The following is a 19,161-nucleotide window of genomic DNA, read 5'->3' as shown; positions in this document are numbered from 1 at the left end:
CAAGCGTTTATTGATTGACGCGCAGTTTTTGATTGACGCTGGCGCGCGTGTGCCGCGCGACAATCAGGATGAGAACGGCGCCCGAGCCGGTGAGGACGATTGCGTAATGCGTGGCGATGGCCTGGAGCACACGCTTTACGCTGTCGCGTTTGATCTCGATGAGCATCGTGGAACGTCGCCGGCGTCCAATGCCGCCAAGCCGTCGCCGGGCAGAGCCTGCAGCGTTACGCTGCAGGCATTCTGTGCCGCGCGACAATCAGGATGAGAATGCTGCGGCGAGGTTGATGATGTCGATGTTGATTGACGCTGGCGAGCGTTGCCTGCCTGCCGCGCGTCAATCAGGATGAGAACAGCGCGTCAGTCGGTGAGATCGATTGCGTAACGCGTGACGATGGCCTGGAGCACACGCCTTACGCAGTGGCGTTTGCTCTCAATGAGCCTTGTCGAAGTGTCGCTGTTATCCAATGCCGCCAAGCCTTCGCCGAGCAGGGCCAGCATCGTAACGCGTGACGCGCAGGCTTCCTCACCAATGGCGTCTATAACGGCCCGTTTGCGGCGTAAGCGGTATGCGCGTTGCCGTTGTGCGGCCGTGCGTGCGATGGGCTTCGTCGTCGAACTATCGGATGTATCGTCACGCGTTACGAGCTGCAGATGTGCGTTGTGCTTCATTGCTGATCCTCCGGGCGCGGCGGCACGCCGACGTTGTTTGGTGTCGCGATACTGGCCGGGCGTCCCGGTCCCTGCTGCTTGCGCTCCAGGGCGGTACGCCTACGGTAGCTTTCGACGTTCAGTTCAAAGATCGTCGAGTGATGGACCAGCCGGTCGACGGCGGCTACCGTCATGGCCCGGTCGGGGAAGATACGGTCCCATTCGCCAAATGGTTGATTTGCAGTTAGCAAAAGAGAACGGTGCTCATACCTGGCGCTGATGAGCTCGAACAGCACCGACGTCTCGGCCTGATCCTTGCTGACGTATGCAAAGTCGTCCAGAATAAGGAGATCGAATCGATCCAGCCGGTTGATGGCGGACTCCAGCGACAGCTCGCGGCGTGCGACCTGCAACCGCTGCACGAGGTTGGTGGTACGGGCGAACAGGACCTTCCAGCCGTTCTCCAGCAGGCTCAGTCCAATGGCCGACGACAAGTGCGACTTGCCGCCTCCGGACGGCCCCAGAAGAATCAGGTTGGCGCCGTTGCGCAGCCAGCCGTCGCCAGCGCAAAGCGCCGAGACGTGCGCTCTCGACACCATCGGCACCGCGTCGAAATCGAAGTTCTCCAGCGTCTTGCCCGGCAGCAGCCTGGCGTCCCTGAGGTGACGTTCGATGCGACGTCGATCGCGCTCGGCGATCTCGTGTTCGGCCAGCGCCATGAGCAGGCGCGCCGCGGGCCAGCCTTCCGTGTCGGAACGCTCGGCAAAGCTCGACCAGATCTGCTTGATGGCGGGCAGCCGCAAATCGTTGAGCAGCAGCGACAGGCGGGTGGCGTCGAATTCGTGATTCATGCTGCCACCTCCATTTGCAGGCCAAGCAGGGCCTCGTAGTCGCGCAACGAAGGCAGCTGGACGTTCACCTGCGGCAGGCTCGCGGGTTTCGCTTCGAAACGGGAACTCAGCGCGTGCAGATCGGGCAGTTGCCCGTCGGCCAGGCACTGCTCGAGTGCCTGCGCCAGTTGTGCCTCGCAGTTGCGCTCGTGGGCCAGGCTGAGCAGTTCAACCATGGTCTTGCATGCCGCACGCTCCGGCAGTTGCTCGCACAGGCGTTCGAAGGTCAATCGATAGGCCTCACGCGGAAAGACCTGATCGCGGTAGACCAGGTTGAGCAGCGCCATGGGCTTGCGGCGCAGCGCGTGGATGATGTGCCGGTAGTTGACGACGTGGCCGTGCTTGCCACTGGGACCCGGACGGCCGCGCTGCAGCGTCATCAGGGCGGTGCTGCCCAGGAACAGTTCCAGCCGGTCGTCATACAGCCGCACGCGCAGTCGATGACCGATCAGCCGGGACGGGACGGTATAGAACACCTTGCGCAGGACAAAGCCGCCGGTGGAGCTGACGTACACACGCGTTTGCTCGTAGTCCGTCGTGCGCTGCGGCGGCAGTGGCTGAAGCTGCGGGCGCTCGGCATCAATGCGCTTGCCATTGCGCGCGTTGATGCGACAGACGTGCTCGTCGATGAAGCGGCGATAGGTATCGAGGTCGTCGAAGTCTTTACTGCCGCGCAAAAGCAACGCATCACGCACCGCGTTCTTGAGGTGGCCGTGAGGGCTCTCGATGGAGCCGTTCTCATGGGCAACGCCGCGGTTGTTGCGCGTAGGCTGCATTCCGTAGTGAGCACAGAGCGCTTCGTAACGCGTGGTGAGATCGTCGCGCGCTTCGCGTTCCAGATTGCGGAACGCCGCCGACAGGCTGTCGCTGCGGTGCTCGCGCGGTGCGCCACCGAGCACCCACAACGCGTTCTGCAGCCCTTCGGCCAGCGCGACATAGCTCTCGCCGCCGAGGATGACGTGAGCGTGCTCAAAGCCCGAGCACGCCAGCCGGAAATGATACAGACGGTGGTCCAGCGCGACACCCGCCACGGTGACGCCCAGGCTGTCCATCTCGGTGAAGTCGGACAATCCGAGGCGACCGGGCTCGTGCACCTGGCGGAACATGACGTCACGCTCCTCGCCATGGAGTGCCCGCCAGTCGCGAATACGCCGCTCGAGCGTGCGACGCACGTTGCCCGGGAGGTCTGGATGGCGCCGAAGCATCTCGTCCAGTACGGCCACGGGCCGGATGCCGGGAGCGGACTGGAGCAGCGGGACGATCTCGGCGTCAAAGATTGCTGCCAGGGGATCAGCACGGCGACGCGTGCGTGGCGCCTTCTTCTTCGATGGCGGTCTTGGGTCCTGTTCGATGCGATAGGCAGTGGCGGCGCTGAACCCGGCGCGTGCGCCTGCCTTGGTCGGTTGTTCCTTGCTTCTGTACTTCATATAGAGCCTCATCTGGTGGTCGTTGACGTGACGCCCGGGCACCGTAGCCTCCCGTGAAATGGAAGGTTCCTTCATACCCGATCCACCGCGACCACCGACAAGGCTCCCCGACGACGGGGGGACTGTTCGGCGCGGCGTGGCGGCAGCGGTTTCCGGGCTACGCCCTCCACCGCTGCCGCCACGCCAGTTCTCATCCTGATTGACGCGCTGTTCTCATCTTGATTGACGCGCGATAGGCGCCCAAGCGCCCCGCAATGACTTCGATCCGCAATGCGGTCCTATACCTCTTGCAGATCTCCTCCGGAATGCGCAACTCGGAGAGCACCGGCGTGACCAGCGGATGTTGGCGTACCGAACAGCGCAACGGCGTGACGTATCACTGGGTGCGCACGCGCGAAGTCAAGACGACCGGCGGAACCGAGGTCGACTTTCTGGTGCCGCCGGAGGCTATTCGCGCGCTTGAGATCCTGCAGCGCTACGCCCAACCGCTCCAAGCACGGTTGGTCGGCGAGGCGCGATGGCTCGAAGACCTGATGGCGCAGGGCCCCGATCTCACCGGCCACCTGTGCAACGGCATGAAAATGGCTGAGGCCGCGCACCGCCTGAACCATGTGCGAGAGATCGGCCGGCATCTGGTTCTAGGACTGAACGTGAAAGCCTCGGATCATCTGGGAACCGGTTCGCGGGTCGAGGTGCTGAGTTCAGCATCCTGCGGGTACCAATTGAAGCAATTGGCCGCGGCCGCCGGGACAGAGTGGAACCTGGCCAACCATCAGTGCCGCCGCACCTTCGCGTACAACGTCGCGAACTCGCGGTTGGGCCGAATGGGCCTCGTCTTCCTGAAGTGGCAACTCAAACATGCGTCGATGTCGTGGACGCAGCTCTACGCTGCCAGCCCGCACCAGGATCACGCCCTATATCGCGAGTTCGAGGAGGAAATGGCCGACGCGCGGCTGGGGCTGCTGGAAAGTTGGGCGCATTCCGATGCGCTGCTCAGCGGGGGTGCCGGCAAGAAGATCATGCAGACGCGCACGCGTGCCGCACGCGACCTCAAGCAACTCCTGAGACAAACCGCCGAGTCGATCGAACTGCGCAGCACCGGACACGCGTGGTGCATCAGTGGTACGCGAGGATGTCACGGCCAGGGGGTGTACGACCCATCAATGTGCGCGGGGTGCTCGCAGGCCATCATCGACCAGGGGCAAGCATCTGCCTGGCAGATGATTCACCTGGACAACCTGCGGCTAGCTGCGATCACCGACTGCGGTCCCGCAGTGGCCGATAAGGCGCGGCGCGTGGTGGAGCGCTCGACGCAGGTGCTGCGGGATCTCGGCTGTGCGCTGCCGACCGATGACCGGGCCCGGGCGTACACTGCCGCGCTGGAGGGAGCATGAGCAGCCGTGCAGGCACCTCGCCCGACGATACGCGGCCCGGGTCGGCGCCCCGGCGCCGTAGCAGAGGGAAGACGCGCGAAGCGCTACAGCTGGCGATCCTCCGGGTCAAGACGAGGGGACTGAAATTGAGCATCTCCTCCGTCGCGGCGGAGGCTGGCGTAAGCGCCGGCCTCATTCACAATACGTACCCCGACATCGCCGAAGAGATCCGCACTCAAGTCGGCCGCGGCATTCGGCAGCAGCGCGACGCCACGGTTGCGGAGGTCAAGAAGGTAAGAGAACAGCTGAAGACCGTCCGCGCGGAGCGAGACGCTGCACTGGCTGATGTCGCGACGCTGGCGTCGATTAATGAAACACTGCGTCAGGAGATTGCAACGCTGCAGGCGGTAGCTTCTGGAAAGATCCATGTTCTGCCCCCTGTGAGGGACGTTTAAGTCGTATGCTGGGATCCCTTTGATCTCATTGCATTTTCCCGGTAACCGACAATCGCCAAACCGGTGTTACGGAGTCGCCGACCGCACTCGGAGAAACCGTTCTACCGGTACGACGGCCACGACGCCATCGCCGCCCGATTGTTCGTTCGCGACCGTCGTAATTTCCTCGACCAGCGCGTCGACGCTCTCTGCGACCGTAAAGACTTCGATCCTGATGTGTTCCGTTGTCCAGTCGTTGCCAAAGAAGTTGGGATGCGCGCCGAATCCCTTTGCCTTGGTCACCGTCATTCCATGGATGTGCAACGCACCCAATCGCTGCTCGAGCGCGGTGAGCACCTCGGGCCGCAGCACTGCGACAACGCATTTCAGTTCCATCACATCCTCCTGCTTCGAAATTGAAACGCCCGGCGGCTATCCCTTCGGCGCCCACTTTGCATCGACTGCCGCTTGAATCTTCGCTGCGTCCCGGACACCAGCTTGCGTCATCTGGTAAGCGATTTCGGCTGTGCCTTGGCAAACCGGGCACGACACCGCCATCTTGTCCTCGAAGCACTGAAGGTTCGAACGATGCTCGCCGCGGTTCTCGCATCCGCACCAGCAGTAGAGCTTGTTGAGCGTCGCGGGGATCTGGGTCGCGACCCAGTACGCGTGCCGCACAGCAATGTCGGGAAACTGCACCGGGTTCAGTACATGCGAGGCATCCGATACGCCCGATGAAATGATGCGCAGTCCATCTGGGCGCAGCATTCCGACTCGCCAGCCGGGTACCTGCTGGACCGTGTTCTCCAGCGTGACCGCAGCGCTTTTTGGACCAAAGGCCCAATGCACAAGTGAAGGCCCCCAAACCAACGCCGTCGATACCGCGAGAATCAGGGCAAGCAGAGACAGCAGATTCAACTTCACCTTGACGACACGACCGGAGCGCTCGTTGGCGGCGCTGCCAGACTGATGTCGTTTGTATCGTTTCATTTTCAATCTCCCAAACTCCCGCTCAGGTTCCGGAACGCGGATACATCGTGCTTCCACACGACAGCATGCCGTGCATCATCCCGCTATGGGGTCTCCTCGTTTTCAGTGCAATAAGTGACGGTACGCAAAGCTAGCACTGGCGCGGGGGTGGTCTGGGTAGACCGTTGATTTCATTGACTTTCCTGTTCGCTTTGTAAACGGGTATGGTGGCCTCCCACTTTTGAGGTTCACGATGCAGGGTTGGCACACAACGTTTTTGGGGATGCGTGGGCTCCCCCGCGATATCAGCGACTTCGAGATGAAGGCATTTTTCACCTTCGATGGTGCCGAGCGCGACGCAATCAATGCACGCCGAGGTGATTCCCACAAGCTTGGTCTGGCGCTCCATATTGGTTTCCTGCGCATGAGTGGGCGTTTGCTCGGTGCCTTTCGGGTAATTCCAGTAGCCTTGTGGCGCCACCTTGGCAACGAGCTTGGCATTGCAGCACCAGAAGTCGCCTCGCTGAGAGCCATGTATGAACGCGGGCGCACGCTATTCGATCACCAACAAGTAGCCTGCACGGTCCTTGGATTCCAGTGGATGAGCGAGCACCAGCGCCGCTCACTGGTACGTGAACTGCGCGACGAAGTGGCGCGCTGCGCCGACCGCGATCAGCTACTCGTGCGGGCGCGTCAATGGCTGTACAAGAACAAGCTGGTGATCGTGCACGAGCGGGCAATTCGGACACTGATTGCGGCGGCACTTGCCCAGCTTGAAGTTGAAACAGGCACCGCCATCGCCGCCAGCGTTGATCCAGCAACACTTGATCGCTGGCGAGCCTCAGTTTCAGAGCTGCGCCCAGATGGACAAACCCAGCAGAGTTGGCTATGGGCTGCACCGGCGAAACACTCAACCCGCCAAATCAGCGAGGTACTGGAGCGCATCGACCTGCTTTACACGCTGGACGTTCATAAGCACCTGGCAGACATCCCCGATCTCATCTTGCGCCGCTACGCGCGCCGACTTGTCTCCAGGCCGCCCTCAGCCGGAGCCAAGATCAAAGAGCCAGCGCGCACCGTGGAGGTCGCATGCTTTCTTCGGTATTGCCTGTTCACCACCACAGACCAGTTGATCCTTATGGTGCAGCGCCGGATCGCCGATCTGTGGCGTCAGGCTGCCGCCGATGTCCCCGCTACCGTCAATTGGGCCGCAATGTACAAAACGCTGCTCGGCGAACTTGTTGCCTTGAGCGCGCAAGGTGCGGTGCCAGATGCTGAGTTGCGTGCCCGTCTTGAAGCCTTGATCACCGAAACCCAGAAACGCAAACCACCGAGCAGGGCCTCCCTGGTCCGCGAGGGATTGATTGATGGAATTCGCCCCGTGCGGTCGTTGCTCGTCGCCATTGCAAAGCTGCCCTGGCAGGCCACCGGCGAGCATCCTGCCATCGAGTACCTTGCCAAGCTGCAAGCTTTATATCTCAAAGGATCCAGAAAGCTGCCAGTTGAAGTGGTGGCACCAAGTCTGGGAATGATCTGGCAGGTTTCGATCTCCAGCCCAGACCGGGAACGGGCGTTTCAGGCGTTGGAGGTGGCCACCCTGTTTGCCCTGCGCCGCGCGGTGCGCAATGGCTCGGTCTGGATTGAGCACAGCCTGAGCTTTCGGGGTCGTGCGCGCTTGTTCTTCACGGACGAGCGTTGGCAGGCAGAGTCCAAGAAACACTATGCCCGTCTATCGTTACCCAGCAAGGCTGCCACTTTCTTGAAGCCTTTGCTGGCCAGAGTAACTGCCGGTGTCGATGCGGTGGCCGCTGCAGCCCGCAGTGGCGTACTGCGCGTGGATGATGAACTCCATTTGTCGCCATTGCCCGCAGAGGACGAAGACCCAGAAGTGACCAAGCTGCGCGCGGCTTTGGATCACCGCATCGGTGAGGTTCAATTGCCGGAAGTGATTCTGGCCGTTGACGCCCAGGTGCGCTTTAGCTGGATCATGCTCGGACGTGAGCCGCGCTCTACCGACGAGCTGCTGATGGTCTATGCCGGCATCATGGCCCACGGCACCAGTCTGACTGCGGTCGAATGCGCGCGCATGATTCCGCAATTGTCTGCCACCAGCATTCGCCAGGCCATGCGCTGGGCGCGGGACGAACGGCGTCTGAGCCAGGCCTGCCAGGCTGTGCTGGAATTCATGCAGCGACACCCGATTGCCGCCACCTGGGGGCGGTCCGATTTGGCATCTTCTGACATGATGACCATGGAGACCACCAAACGGGTGTGGCAAGCCCGGCTTGATCCTCGGCGCAACACACCTTCCATTGGAATCTACTCCCATGTAAAAGACCGGTGGGGCATCTTCCATGCGCAGCCCTTTGTGCTCAATGAGCGCCAGGCGGGCGTGGCCATTGAAGGTGTCATCCGCCAAGAAAAGCTGGAGACCAGCCAGCTTGCTGTGGATACCCATGGCTACACCGACTTTGCCATGTCACATGCCCGTTTGCTTGGTTTTGATCTTTGCCCGCGGTTGAAGGAACTCAAACAGCGCCACCTCTTTGTGCCACGCGGCACCAAAGTGCCCGCAGAAATCGCTGCGGTGTGCGAAGCCAATGTCGACGTCGCTTTGATCGAAAAGCATTGGGATAGTCTGGTGCACCTGGCAGCCTCGGTCATGAGCGGACATGCCAGTGCGGTGGCAGCTCTTGCGCGGTTCGGTTCTGCCGCCCAGGGCGATCCAATCTATGAGGCTGGCGTGCAATTGGGGCGGTTGCTGCGTACGGCGTTTTTGGCTGACTACTTTGTCAAGGACGCTTTCAGGAACGAGTTGCGCCGGGTGCTCAATCGGGGCGAGGCTGTTAACGCCCTCAAGCGCGCCATTTATACCGGCCGGATCAGCCCGGCGCAGGCCAAACGTGTCGATGAAATGCAGGCTGTGGCCGATGCGTTGAGCCTGATGGCCAACATCGTGATGGCGTGGAATACCTCACAGATGCAGGCGGTCCTGGATCGCTGGTCGAACCGCCGCCAGGTCATTCCACCGGAACTGATCGGGAAGATTGCGCCCACCAGGCTGGAGAGCATCAACTTGCGGGGTGTGTTTCGCTTCCCGGTTGACCGCTATGCTGACCAAATCCTGCCTTCGCGGCCAAATGCATCGATAACTGGCACCAATGGATGAAACCGACCACGGTTTGACGCCACGAATCGCAGATTTGAAAGTGAACAGGAAAGTCAATGAAATCAACGATCTACCAACACCACCTCCGCGCCAGTGCTAGCTTTTCGTACCGTCACTTATTGCACTGAAAACGAGGAGACCCCGCTATGCATCCCCCACATCGCGGCCGTGCCCAGCACCGCTAGCAGGCCGATGGCCGCGAGTAGGCCAATGATGAAATTGACGATTGGTTTCCCAGTGAACATATACGCTCCGTGAAGCGGACCGGAGCGGTGGCAAATGCCATCGCTCCGGCCCGATGTACCGACGTAAGTCGGCGGGCTCAGTGTTCGGCTTTGTCCGTCAGGCGAGTGTCCACACCGGAACCGTCAGCGTGAGATTGCATGCCGCGCATCATGAAAATCATCGATAGCGGGCAGATAAACCCACTGGCGATAACGGCGAGCGTTGCAAGCGGGCCTCTGAGCGGAGGAAATGCCCAGTACCCGAGGGCGATGACGGCGACCAGTGCGGACCCAACAGCCACCATGGTTTTCCAGTTGCATTTCATGTGAAGTCCTTGTCAAGCGGAATTCAATGCGAGTCATGTGGTCTGGCTTGCGTCACTTTGACGGTGCCGCACCCGCCTGGTCGGAATACTTCATCATGATGTCGCTCATCGCGCGCATCATCTCGGCGTGCATTCGCATTGCGGTCTTCGAGTCCAGTCCGGCGCTCCCCCCCATCATCGGGCAACCACCCATCATGCCGCCCATCATCATCGAGCCGTGACCGTGCTCACGATCTTGCGCCGACGTGCCGGACGCTGAACCAGTGGCAGCGAAGCTCACTGCGCTCGCTGCAACCAATAGTGTGGAAAGGACCGCCATTCGTGCATGACTTGCGTTCATGTATATCTCCATCTGCATTCAAAGAATCGAACATGCGACGCTTCCCGGATGAATACGCGGGCCACGAGCGAACTCGGGCCGCGGTACGGAACCGCTGGGCAAGCGTCGACGGATGAGAGTTACAACGAACGCGGGGGTGGTGCTGGCAGCTCAGGAATGAACTGCTCGGCGAGGAACGGCGTGATGGCCCGATAGTCGGCCGTAGAAACGACGATGCCGACGCGATGCGACATCGGTATAGCCAGCATCCCGCACACGGCACTTCCCATGCCCGCGTGGCACGCAGATGGACGATCGCTGGTACCGAGAGGCTTCGTACCGGACGTGCATCCGGTCGCTTCGATCGCACTTGCTGCCTTCATGTGATGCTGTACCGCTGGCATCGACGACATTTCTGGACACAACGCCGCCTGTGCGGGGTAACCGAGCATTGGCAACCACGCAATCAGAAAGCAGGCAACGAGTTTGACCCAGAATTTCATGATTTCCAGTATAGGCGCCGATCAGTCCCGCTGCGACCGCCGGCAGCTGCGCTATTGCGCCACATCGCCCGACTGCAACCGCTTCAGATGGGCCAGGAACGTGTCCGCGCCAATAAATCCGATCAATTGCGCATCGGGCTGTGGCCGACCAGTCTTGTCGAAGAAGATCAGCGCCGGAGGGCCGAACAGACCGAACCGCCGCAACATGGCCGTGTCGGCCTCGGTGTTCTTCGTCACGTCGATGCGCAGCAACTTCCAATGCGTGAACTCGTTCATCACGCGCGCATCCGTGAACGTGAAGCGTTCGAGTTCCTTGCAGGTGATGCACCAGTCCGCGTAGAAGTCCACCATGACAGGTTGACCTCGTGCTGCCTTGAGCGCCTCGTCCAGCTTCGCGTTCGAGGTTATCGTGTCGAATTGCGTTGCCGCACTTGTGCCGCCGCCCGCCGACGTCGATGTCCGAGTCAATCCGCCCAGCGGCGTCAAAATGTCGAAGTTGCCCGATGCGACGCCAACAAACTCGGCAATACCAGCGACCAGCAGCAACACACCGAGCGCTTTGCCGACTCGCGCGATGCCCGTAGCATCCGCCGGTAACGGGTCGATCGCCCGCAGCATCGTCCCGCAAGCGGTGAGCAGCAACGCGATCAGCGACATCAGCAGCCACGCGGGCAGCAGCGAATAAACGAACCACAGCGCGGCGGCCAACAGCATGACCCCCAGCGTGTTCTGGACGGCGACCATCCAGTGTCCCGACTTGGGCAGCAAGCGCGTTCCGAACGTACCGACGAGCAACAATGGAATGCCGATTCCGATACCCATCAGATACAGCGCCAGCGCACCGCCTGAGATGTCACGACTGTTTGCGATGTAGAGCAGTGCGCCGGCCAGCGCCGGTGTGGAACACGGCCCTACGATCAGCGCGGACAACATGCCCATCACGAACACGGGCCCAACACGGCCGCCGGGCAAGCGCTTGCTCCATCCCGCAAACCGCGTCTGCCAACCCGTCGGCAGTTGCAATCGGAACACGCCGAACATACCGAGCGCGAACGCGAGCATGAGCATGCCGAACGTGGCCAGCAACCAGGGTTTCTGCGTCAGCGCCACGAGCGGAATGCCGATGACGGCCGCGACAGTTCCGGCTGCCGCATACGTGATCGCCAGTCCTTGCACATAGGCCAACGACAGCGAGAACCCGCGCCATACCGGCAACCGCTCGCGAGTACCGTCAATGACCGCCGTGACGATCGGAATGAGCGGATACATGCACACGGTACCCGCCATCAGCAGACCCGCCAACAGGAAGCCAAGCATTTCGGCGATGCCGATACCATTGGCCGGCCGCAGCGGTAGACCGAGTACGGTGGCCTGCCGGTCTTTCTCTGCGACAGGGAAGTCCGCCCCCTTCGCGCTCCCCACGAGCGCGGCAGGCGTCACCCCACCGTCCGCAGCGATCCGAAAGCGGCGAGTCTGAGGCGGATAACAGACACCAACGTCTGCACATCCCTGGGATGTCACCGTCAGCGTGGCGCTTGACGTGACGGCGGCGGACAGCGGAAGAAGAATTCGGACCGGCTGGTGATAGACCTGCACGACACCGAACGTGGGGTCGTTCTTGGTTTCGGAGGGAGGCATCGCAACCGGTTTTACCGGCGCGCCGCTCACCGCAAAGCTGAATCGGTCACGATACAGGTAATACCCGGGCTTCGTCTTGAAGTCGAGCACGACCTCCTTATGGCTCGCAAGGCTGACGGTCAACGGAAATGCCTGCTCGGGCGCCAGCAATTCGGATTCGTTGACTGCGTATGCCGCAAAGGATACAAGTCCGAACACCAGCACAAGGACGAAGCGAAGCATGCGACTCAACGCGTCCGCTGTTCGATAGACGTACCGATACGTGTTAGAGGATGTCGTGCGCATGTTGGTCTCCTCGGCCGCCCCTTTGGCGTACCGGCGCGCGGACAGACGCCTGCGCGCCGGGCACCAATGTTTTCGTCAGGAACGCTTTTCCAGTTTCACGATGGTCAGGGTGCCGTTGACTTCTTCAACGCGCACCTTGACCTTGTCGCCTTCCTTAATCTGCTTGACCATCGCGGCATCCTTCGCTTTGAACGCCATCGTCATCGGCGGCATGCCGACGTTTTCGAGCGCGCCGTGCTTCAACGTGACCATGCCGGTCGCCGTGTCGACCTTCTTGACCTCCGCGTCGGTGAGTGCGTTGTTCGACGACGCCTTCATCGCGGAAGCTTTGGTCGACATGTCCATGCCAGCCATGTCGTTGCCGGCAAATGCGGGCGTGACGAAAGCGGCTGCGAGTGCGGCAGATACAACGATGAGCTTCTTCATTGGACTTCTCCGGTTTGGTTGACTGGCACGTTCGTGCCGGAAGGTACTGCTTGGGGGAAACTGGCAGCAGGCGCCTGTCGCGCGCGACGGCGCTGCAACAGGAACCACGCTGCGGGAATCACGAACATGGACAGAAGTGGTGCGGTCACCATGCCGCCGACCATCGGCGCGGCGATCCGCTGCATGACCTCCGACCCGGCGCCATGTCCGACCATGATGGGAATGAGGCCCGCGAGCACGACGGCCACCGTCATGGCCTTCGGCCGCACGCGCAGCACGGCGCCTTCGCGGATCGCATCGAACAGCAGCGCCTCGGTGAGCGGCTCGCCATCCTCCAGCCGGCGATTGAGCGCGCCTTTCAGGTACAGCAGCATCACCACGCCGAATTCGGCAGCGACGCCCGCGAGCGCGATGAATCCGACTGACGTCGCAACCGACACCGCATGGCCGAGCATCCAGATGAGCCAGAACCCGCCGACCAGCGCAAACGGTACGGTCGACATCAGCAGCAGCGCATCGGCAGCCGAGTTGAAGGTCAGGAACAGCAGCACGAAGATGACGACGAGCGTGACGGGGACCACCGTGCGCAGCTTGGCCGCCGCGCGTTCCAGGTACTCGAACTGGCCCGACCACGCAATCGAATAACCGGGTGGCAATTGGACCTGCTCGGCCACAACCTTCTGCATCGCCTTCACGGCGGACTGCAGGTCGGTGTTGCGGATATCGACATAGACATATCCGGAGAGCCGTGCGTTTTCGCTGCGAATCATCGGTGGGCCGTCGGCGATCGTGATGTGCGCGACGTCGCCGAGCTGGATTTGCGCGCCGCGGTCAGTGACGACCGGCAACTGTCGCAATTTCTCGAGCGAGTCGCGAATTTCGCGTGGATAACGGATGTTGATGGGGAAACGCTCACGCCCCGCAATTACCTCGCCGACGTTCTCGCCGCCCACCGCCGAGGACACGACCGACTGGATATCGGCCACCGACAGTCCGTAGCGGGCCGCGGCAAGCCGGTCGATATCCACGTCGATATAGCGTCCGCCGTTCAGCCGTTCCGCGAGTGCCGACGTCACGCCAGGCACACCTTTGACGGCCGTTTCGACCTGGGTCGCGATACGATCGATTTGCGTCAGGTCCGGCCCGGAAATCTTGACACCCACCGGCGTCTTGATGCCGGTCGACAACATGTCGAGACGATTGCGGATCGGCGGCACCCATACGTTCGACAGACCGGGCACCTTGACCGTCCGATCCAGCTCATCGACCAGCTTCTCCGGCGTCATGCCCGGCCGCCACTGGCTACGCGGCTTGAACTGAATGGTGGTCTCGAACATCTCGAGTGGCGCCGGGTCCGTGGCCGTATCCGCGCGACCAGACTTGCCGAATACCGTCTCGACCTCGGGCACGGTCTTGATCAGGCGATCGGTCTGCTGCAGCAGTTCGCTCGCTTTCTGGGCCGAAATGCCCGGGAGCGCGGTCGGCATATACAACAGATCGCCCTCGTCGAGTGGTGGCATGAATTCGCCGCCTAGACGCGAAATCGGAACGATCGTGAGCACCAAGGCAACCGCCGCGAGACCAATGGCTGTCCACGGCCGACGCAACGTCGCCTCGAGCAACGGACGATACAACCGTATCAGCACGCGGTTGATCGGGTTCGCGTTTTCGTGCGGAATCCGCCCGCGGATCAGATAGCCCATCAACACGGGCACGAGTGTGACCGACAAGCCGGCCGCCGCCGCGATCGTGTAGGTCTTCGTGAACGCCAGCGGCGAGAACAGCTTGCCTTCCTGTCCTTCGAGCGAGAACACCGGAATGAACGACAGCGTGATGATGAGCAGCGAGAAAAACAATGCCGGCCCAACCTCGGCGGCCGAAGTCGCGATGAGCTCCCAGCGTTGAGCGGCGGTCATCCGTGTATCGGGATGCTCATGATCGAACGCTTCCAGGTGTTTGTGCGCGTTCTCGATCATCACGATGGCCGCGTCGATCATTGCGCCGATCGCGATCGCGATGCCGCCAAGCGACATCAGGTTCGCGTTGACTCCCTGATAGCGCATCACAATGAACGCGGCCAGCACGCCAAGCGGCAACGACAGAATGGCGACGAACGCGCTGCGCAGGTGAAACAGGAACACGGCACAGACGAGCCCGACGATGATGAACTCCTCGATGAGCTTGTCCTTCAGGTTGTCCACCGCTCGTTCGATGAGTTGCGATCGGTCGTAGGTGGTGACCACTTCGACGCCGGGTGGCAGCGAGCGCTTCAGGTCGGCGAGCTTCGCCTTGACCGCATCGATGGTCTTCAGCGCATTCTTGCCCGAGCGCATCACGATGACGCCGCCGGCGACCTCGCCCTGGCCGTTCAGCTCCGCGATGCCGCGACGCATCTCGGGGCCGATCTGGATGCGTGCGACGTCGCCCAGCAGCACCGGCGTGCCGGCGTCGTTGGTCCGCAATACGACATGCCGGAAATCGTCGAGCGAGCGCAGGTAGCCAGACGAGCGCACCATGTACTCGGACTCGGCCATCTCCACCACCGAGCCGCCCGACTCCTGATTCGCCTTGCCAAGCGCATCGGCCACCGCGGCCTGCGTGATGCCGTACGCGCGCAGCTTGTCCGGGTCGAGCACGACCTGATACTGGCGCACCATGCCGCCGATGCTGGCGACCTCGGAGACATCCGGCACTGCTTTCAGCTCGAACTTCAGGAACCAGTCGTTCAGCGCGCGCAGCTGACCGAGGTCATGCCGTCCGCTCCTGTCGACGAGCGCATACTCGTACACCCAGCCCACGCCGGTCGCGTCCGGACCGAGCGAGACCGTCGCACCTTGCGGCAGGCGGCTTTGCACCTGATTCAGGTACTCGAGCACGCGCGAACGTGCCCAATACTGGTCGGTCTTGTCGTCGAACAGCACATAGACGAACGCATCGCCGAACGACGAGTACGCACGGATGGTCTTCGCCCCCGGCACGCCGAGCAGCGTCGTCGTGAGCGGGTACGTCACCTGGTCCTCGATGACCTGCGGCGCCTTGCCCGGATACGACGCTTTGATGATGACCTGCGTGTCGGACAGGTCGGGCAGTGCATCGAGCGGTGTCTCGGCGACCGAGTACAGGCCCCAACCCGTTACGAGCACGGTCGCGAGCAACACCAGGAAGCGGTTGTGGATGGACCAGCGGATGAGCCGGGCAATCATTGCGCGCCTCCGACCGGTTCGACCTTCGTCAGTTGGTAGCCTTCATCCGACTGCTTGAAGACGAAGTGCACCATCTGTCCGGCCTTGATGTCGGGGAATGCGCTCGGCGCCGGCTTGTTGAACGCCATCGTCATCGCACCCCAACCGAGCGCCGGCACGGGTTGATGAGAGAACGTAATGTCTGCGGCGGTCACTTTCTCGACCTTGCCGGTGGTCTCATAGGTCTGCGCAGTGGCGACAGGCGCGGACGCCGGCGCGGTTGCGCTTGCCCCTGAGCCACCTTCCAGCCGCGGCAACACGGACTTCAGGCTCGCTTCGGAATCGATCAGGAATTGGCCGGAAGCGACGACCGTGTCGCCATCGTTCAGGCCGCTCAACACCTCGGTTTCGCTGCCAATGTCATTGCCAACGGTCACTGTCGCCGGCTGAAGGCGCCCGTCACCGTTCTTCACGATGACGACCGAGCGTTTGCCGGTCGTGATGACCGCTTCGGACGGCACCAGCAGTCTCGACACAGCCTTCTGACCGGCAACGCGCACGCGCATCAGCATGCCCGGCGTCAGCTTGAGCGAGGCGTTGTCGATTTCGAGGCGCGCCTGCAGCGTGCGGCTGGTGGTGCTGATGCCCGGCAGGATCTCGCGAATGCGCCCGGCGAAATGTTGTGCCGGATCACCGGCGAACGTCGCGTCGACCGTCATGCCGGGCTGTACGCTCAGCGCGAGCGCCTCGGGAATCTCGACGATGAGCCAGAGCTTCGACAGGCCGGCAATCTTCGCGAGCGTCTGCCCGGGCGCGACCATCGCGCCGTCACGGACGTTCAGTTCGCTAACGACGCCAGCCTCGGGCGACGTCAGTACGACGTGTGTCTGGGCCCTCCCGGTTCGGTCGAGGCTCGCGATGATGCCGTCCGGAATCGACATCGCGCGCATCCTCGCACGCGACGCTTCGAGGAGGCTGGCATCCATGCCGCCGCGCTTGAGCGCAAGATATTCTTCCTGCGGCGCGAGCCAGTCCGGAACGAACAACGACGCAATCGGCGCACCTTTCGCGATGCGTTGCATCGGCGCACTGGCATACAACCGGTCGATGTAGCCTGTAACGCGCGACTGCACGACATCCGAGCGCGACTCGTCGAATTGCGTTGTGCCGACCGCGTCGAATCCCCCCGTCGTTTCCTGCCGGCGCACGGTCGCATAGCGAATTCCGAGGTTCTGTTGGAGGCCCGGGTCGATCTTGATGCCGGAAGAGCCGCCACCGTCGTCCGCATAGACAGGCTCCAGTTGCATGTTCATGAAAGGCGACTTGCCGGGCTTGTCGAAATGCTGGTTCGGCACCATCGGGTCGTGCCAGTACAGCACCTTCCTGCCGGTCTTCGGGTCAATCTTTTCGCCTGACGAAGCCGTTACCGTCGAGGCCGCGGCCGCGGGCGTTGCTGCATGGCGTGTGCCCGCAAAATAGCCAGCTGCGAGCAAGGCCGCGCCGGCGAATACAGTCAGCACCGCGCGCACCAGTGGTTTTTGGGTCATATCGTTCTCCTTCACTGCGCAGCAGCCATCGTGGACGGCACCACTTGATATTCGAGCTGGGCCCAGGTCTGGGACACTTCGCGCTTGAGGTCGAGCACCTGCAGTTCGGCCTCGAGCTGCGCGCGGCGAGCCGCGAACGTGTCCGCGAGCGAGCCGCTTCCCGCGCGATAGGCGGCGTTGGCGAGTTGCACGCGCTGGTCCGCAGCGGGCAGCAATGACTGACTCAAATTGGCGATGCGTTCGCGTCCGCTCGCCAGCGTGGCCGATTGCGTGCGAATGTCGGCCTGAACCTGTCGCAGCGCGTCCTCGTACATCAACCGCGCCTTCGTGGCGAGCTCGGCTTTCTCCGCGACGTCGCGGTTCTGGCGATTTTTCCGATTCAATGGCAACGGAATGGTGACGCCGATCGACACCATGTTCGAGTACGCACCGCCGCGTTGCTGATATGCGACCTCCCAAGTCCAGTTCGGGCTGCGCTCGCTGTTGGCGACTGCCGTATCGGCTTCGGCGACCGAAATGTCGTCCGCGGCAGCCACGAGCGTTGGCTGCGACAGGCGCAGTTCGTCGGGAGGGAGCGACGATACGAACGACTCGGGCGCCGGCGGTTCGCCAGTCACCTCGGAAACGGGAGCGGCCGTCCAGCGCGACAGCCCAATGAGCGCTGTTTGATAAGTCTGTTGCGCCTTGAGCACCTGATCCTGAGTCTGCGCAAGCATCGCCTGCGCTTGCACCACATCAGACGCGCCGGCCTTGGCGCCGCGATATGACGCCTTCGTCGCAGCCAGCTCGTGATGCATGTGGTCGAGCAGCGCCTGTTGCAGGGCGAGCGCCTGTTTCGCGTACACGGCGTTCAGCCAGGCCGTGGCGGTTTGCTGCCGCACGTTCGCGAGTTGCACGAGGTAGCCGGCGCGCTCGCGCCCGACCATTCGGTCGGCGAGCGCCGAGCGCAGCCGCCGCTTGTCGCCGGAGACCCATTCCTGCTCGATGCCGATGCGCCGCATCGTCATGAAGTCCTGGCCGACGGTGAAGCGCTGAGGACCGTTGATCGGCAGGTTGTCGATACCCGCCTTGAGCATCGGGTCCGGAAGTTGGCCGGCTTTGACTGCCGCCTCGGAACTGGCGCGGACGGACGCCTGCGCAGCCTGCATCGATGCGGAGCGATCGGTCGCCGACTGTAGCGCAGCATCAAGCGTCATCGGTGCCTGCTGGGCATGAACGACACCCGCGAGGAATAGCGCAGAAACAAGCGCGTGCGCACGCCAAGGAACACGCCGACGCAGCGGCGTGCCGAAAATGAATAGCATGTTCTAACCCCAATGCGAAATCCCATAGGGATTCCACGTCCGGCATAGGACGAACCTCACCGCAACTGCGGTGAACCTGTCAGCGAGGGATTAGACGAGACGCGGAGGGCGCCATAACCCGTTCGGGTCACGGACCGGAAGAGACTGGACGTAATGGAAGATGACGGGCGTACCGACCGCAGCGGGACGGCTGATGTCGGTCTTGGCGGCTGGATGATAGAGGCTGCCGAACTGACACTGGGCGGTCACTTTGCAGAACACGCTCTTGGCCTTGGCTTTATCGACGGACGAGGACTTCATCAAATCGCAGCCCGGCATATCGCCGGACATGCTGGCATCCGCGCCCATGGACATGGTTTGCTGCATCGGACATTCACCGGTCAAGCCACTGGCTGCCAGCCCGCTGATGGGCAGCACCGCGCAGAGCAGCGACAGGATGAAGGTCCGGAGCAATTTCATAGCCAGCATTATAGTCCGCCGATGCCGGTGATTACATC

At 62.2% G+C, this 19,161-nt stretch carries 18 protein-coding genes; 3 read left to right on the top strand and 15 right to left on the bottom strand.

Annotation, left to right across the window (positions count from 1 at the left end):
- Positions 1 to 7 precede the first annotated feature (7 nt).
- From DCN14_RS38300 to istA, 4 genes are all read right to left on the bottom strand, one after another.
- Complete coding sequence (locus DCN14_RS38300; protein WP_162826291.1) at positions 8 to 166, bottom strand: hypothetical protein; 159 nt, start codon at positions 164 to 166, stop codon at positions 8 to 10.
- 191 nt (positions 167 to 357) lie between these two features.
- Positions 358 to 669 (bottom strand): hypothetical protein, encoded by a 312-nt coding sequence (locus DCN14_RS36795; protein ID WP_096509064.1) that lies wholly within the window; start codon positions 667 to 669, stop codon positions 358 to 360.
- Entirely contained in the window at positions 666 to 1,499 is an 834-nt protein-coding gene (gene istB / locus DCN14_RS36790) for an IS21-like element helper ATPase IstB (protein WP_115531503.1), read from the bottom strand. Before istB ends, DCN14_RS36795 begins: the two co-directional genes overlap by 4 nt.
- Positions 1,496 to 2,977, bottom strand: coding sequence for an IS21 family transposase (gene istA / locus DCN14_RS36785; protein ID WP_096509060.1), 1,482 nt, complete (start codon positions 2,975 to 2,977; stop codon positions 1,496 to 1,498). Before istA ends, istB begins: the two co-directional genes overlap by 4 nt.
- Positions 2,978 to 3,219: 242 nt before the next feature.
- Between istA and DCN14_RS36780 the strand changes: the two genes are divergently transcribed.
- On the top strand, positions 3,220 to 4,359 hold the full coding sequence (locus tag DCN14_RS36780; RefSeq protein ID WP_240327517.1) for a hypothetical protein: 1,140 nt from the start codon (positions 3,220 to 3,222) through the stop codon (positions 4,357 to 4,359).
- On the top strand, positions 4,356 to 4,793 hold the full coding sequence (locus DCN14_RS36775) for a TetR family transcriptional regulator (RefSeq protein WP_009692943.1): 438 nt from the start codon (positions 4,356 to 4,358) through the stop codon (positions 4,791 to 4,793). The genes DCN14_RS36780 and DCN14_RS36775 overlap by 4 nt, the downstream gene beginning before the upstream one ends.
- Before the next feature lie 66 nt (positions 4,794 to 4,859).
- Here the strand turns inward: DCN14_RS36775 and DCN14_RS36770 are convergent, their stop codons facing one another.
- On the bottom strand, positions 4,860 to 5,168 hold the full coding sequence (locus DCN14_RS36770; protein WP_009692944.1) for a P-II family nitrogen regulator: 309 nt from the start codon (positions 5,166 to 5,168) through the stop codon (positions 4,860 to 4,862).
- 36 nt (positions 5,169 to 5,204) lie between these two features.
- Positions 5,205 to 5,762: a PCYCGC motif-containing (lipo)protein gene (locus DCN14_RS36765; protein ID WP_012211070.1), complete on the bottom strand. Its 558-nt coding sequence runs from the start codon at positions 5,760 to 5,762 to the stop codon at positions 5,205 to 5,207.
- A 232-nt stretch (positions 5,763 to 5,994) separates the two neighbouring features.
- Here DCN14_RS36765 and DCN14_RS36760 point away from each other — a divergent pair, with 232 nt between their 5' ends.
- Positions 5,995 to 8,910: a Tn3-like element IS1071 family transposase gene (locus DCN14_RS36760; RefSeq protein WP_003158660.1), complete on the top strand. Its 2,916-nt coding sequence runs from the start codon at positions 5,995 to 5,997 to the stop codon at positions 8,908 to 8,910.
- Between the two features lie 322 nt (positions 8,911 to 9,232).
- On the opposite strand, the gene DCN14_RS36755 is transcribed toward DCN14_RS36760, so the two are convergent.
- The 9 genes from DCN14_RS36755 to DCN14_RS36715 form a co-directional block, all read right to left on the bottom strand.
- Positions 9,233 to 9,460: a DUF2933 domain-containing protein gene (locus tag DCN14_RS36755; protein WP_012464982.1), complete on the bottom strand. Its 228-nt coding sequence runs from the start codon at positions 9,458 to 9,460 to the stop codon at positions 9,233 to 9,235.
- Between the two features lie 52 nt (positions 9,461 to 9,512).
- A complete protein-coding gene (locus tag DCN14_RS36750) occupies positions 9,513 to 9,800 on the bottom strand; it encodes a hypothetical protein (RefSeq protein ID WP_012211071.1) in 288 nt (95 codons plus the stop codon).
- A gap of 119 nt (positions 9,801 to 9,919) precedes the next feature.
- Positions 9,920 to 10,282, bottom strand: coding sequence for a hypothetical protein (locus DCN14_RS36745; protein WP_012211072.1), 363 nt, complete (start codon positions 10,280 to 10,282; stop codon positions 9,920 to 9,922).
- Between the two features lie 51 nt (positions 10,283 to 10,333).
- On the bottom strand, positions 10,334 to 12,205 hold the full coding sequence (gene dsbD, locus DCN14_RS36740; RefSeq protein ID WP_012211073.1) for a protein-disulfide reductase DsbD: 1,872 nt from the start codon (positions 12,203 to 12,205) through the stop codon (positions 10,334 to 10,336).
- Positions 12,206 to 12,280: 75 nt separating this feature from the next.
- Positions 12,281 to 12,631, bottom strand: a complete 351-nt coding sequence (locus DCN14_RS36735; RefSeq protein ID WP_012211074.1) for a copper-binding protein — start codon at positions 12,629 to 12,631, stop codon at positions 12,281 to 12,283.
- The gene (locus DCN14_RS36730) at positions 12,628 to 15,834 is read right to left on the bottom strand and encodes an efflux RND transporter permease subunit (protein WP_012211075.1); all 3,207 of its coding nucleotides are present in this window, start codon (positions 15,832 to 15,834) and stop codon (positions 12,628 to 12,630) included. Before DCN14_RS36730 ends, DCN14_RS36735 begins: the two co-directional genes overlap by 4 nt.
- Entirely contained in the window at positions 15,831 to 17,360 is a 1,530-nt protein-coding gene (locus DCN14_RS36725; protein WP_012211076.1) for an efflux RND transporter periplasmic adaptor subunit, read from the bottom strand. Before DCN14_RS36725 ends, DCN14_RS36730 begins: the two co-directional genes overlap by 4 nt.
- Positions 17,361 to 17,371: 11 nt before the next feature.
- A complete protein-coding gene (locus tag DCN14_RS36720; RefSeq protein WP_012211077.1) occupies positions 17,372 to 18,664 on the bottom strand; it encodes a TolC family protein in 1,293 nt (430 codons plus the stop codon).
- Between the two features lie 90 nt (positions 18,665 to 18,754).
- Positions 18,755 to 19,123 (bottom strand): hypothetical protein, encoded by a 369-nt coding sequence (locus DCN14_RS36715; protein WP_012464980.1) that lies wholly within the window; start codon positions 19,121 to 19,123, stop codon positions 18,755 to 18,757.
- Positions 19,124 to 19,161: the final 38 nt, after the last annotated feature.

The sequence above is a fragment of the Burkholderia sp. IDO3 genome (assembly GCF_003366075.1).
GTDB lineage: Bacteria > Pseudomonadota > Gammaproteobacteria > Burkholderiales > Burkholderiaceae > Burkholderia > Burkholderia anthina.
Note: the sequence above shows the minus strand (reverse complement) of the source record. Positions and strands in the feature narration are given on the sequence as shown.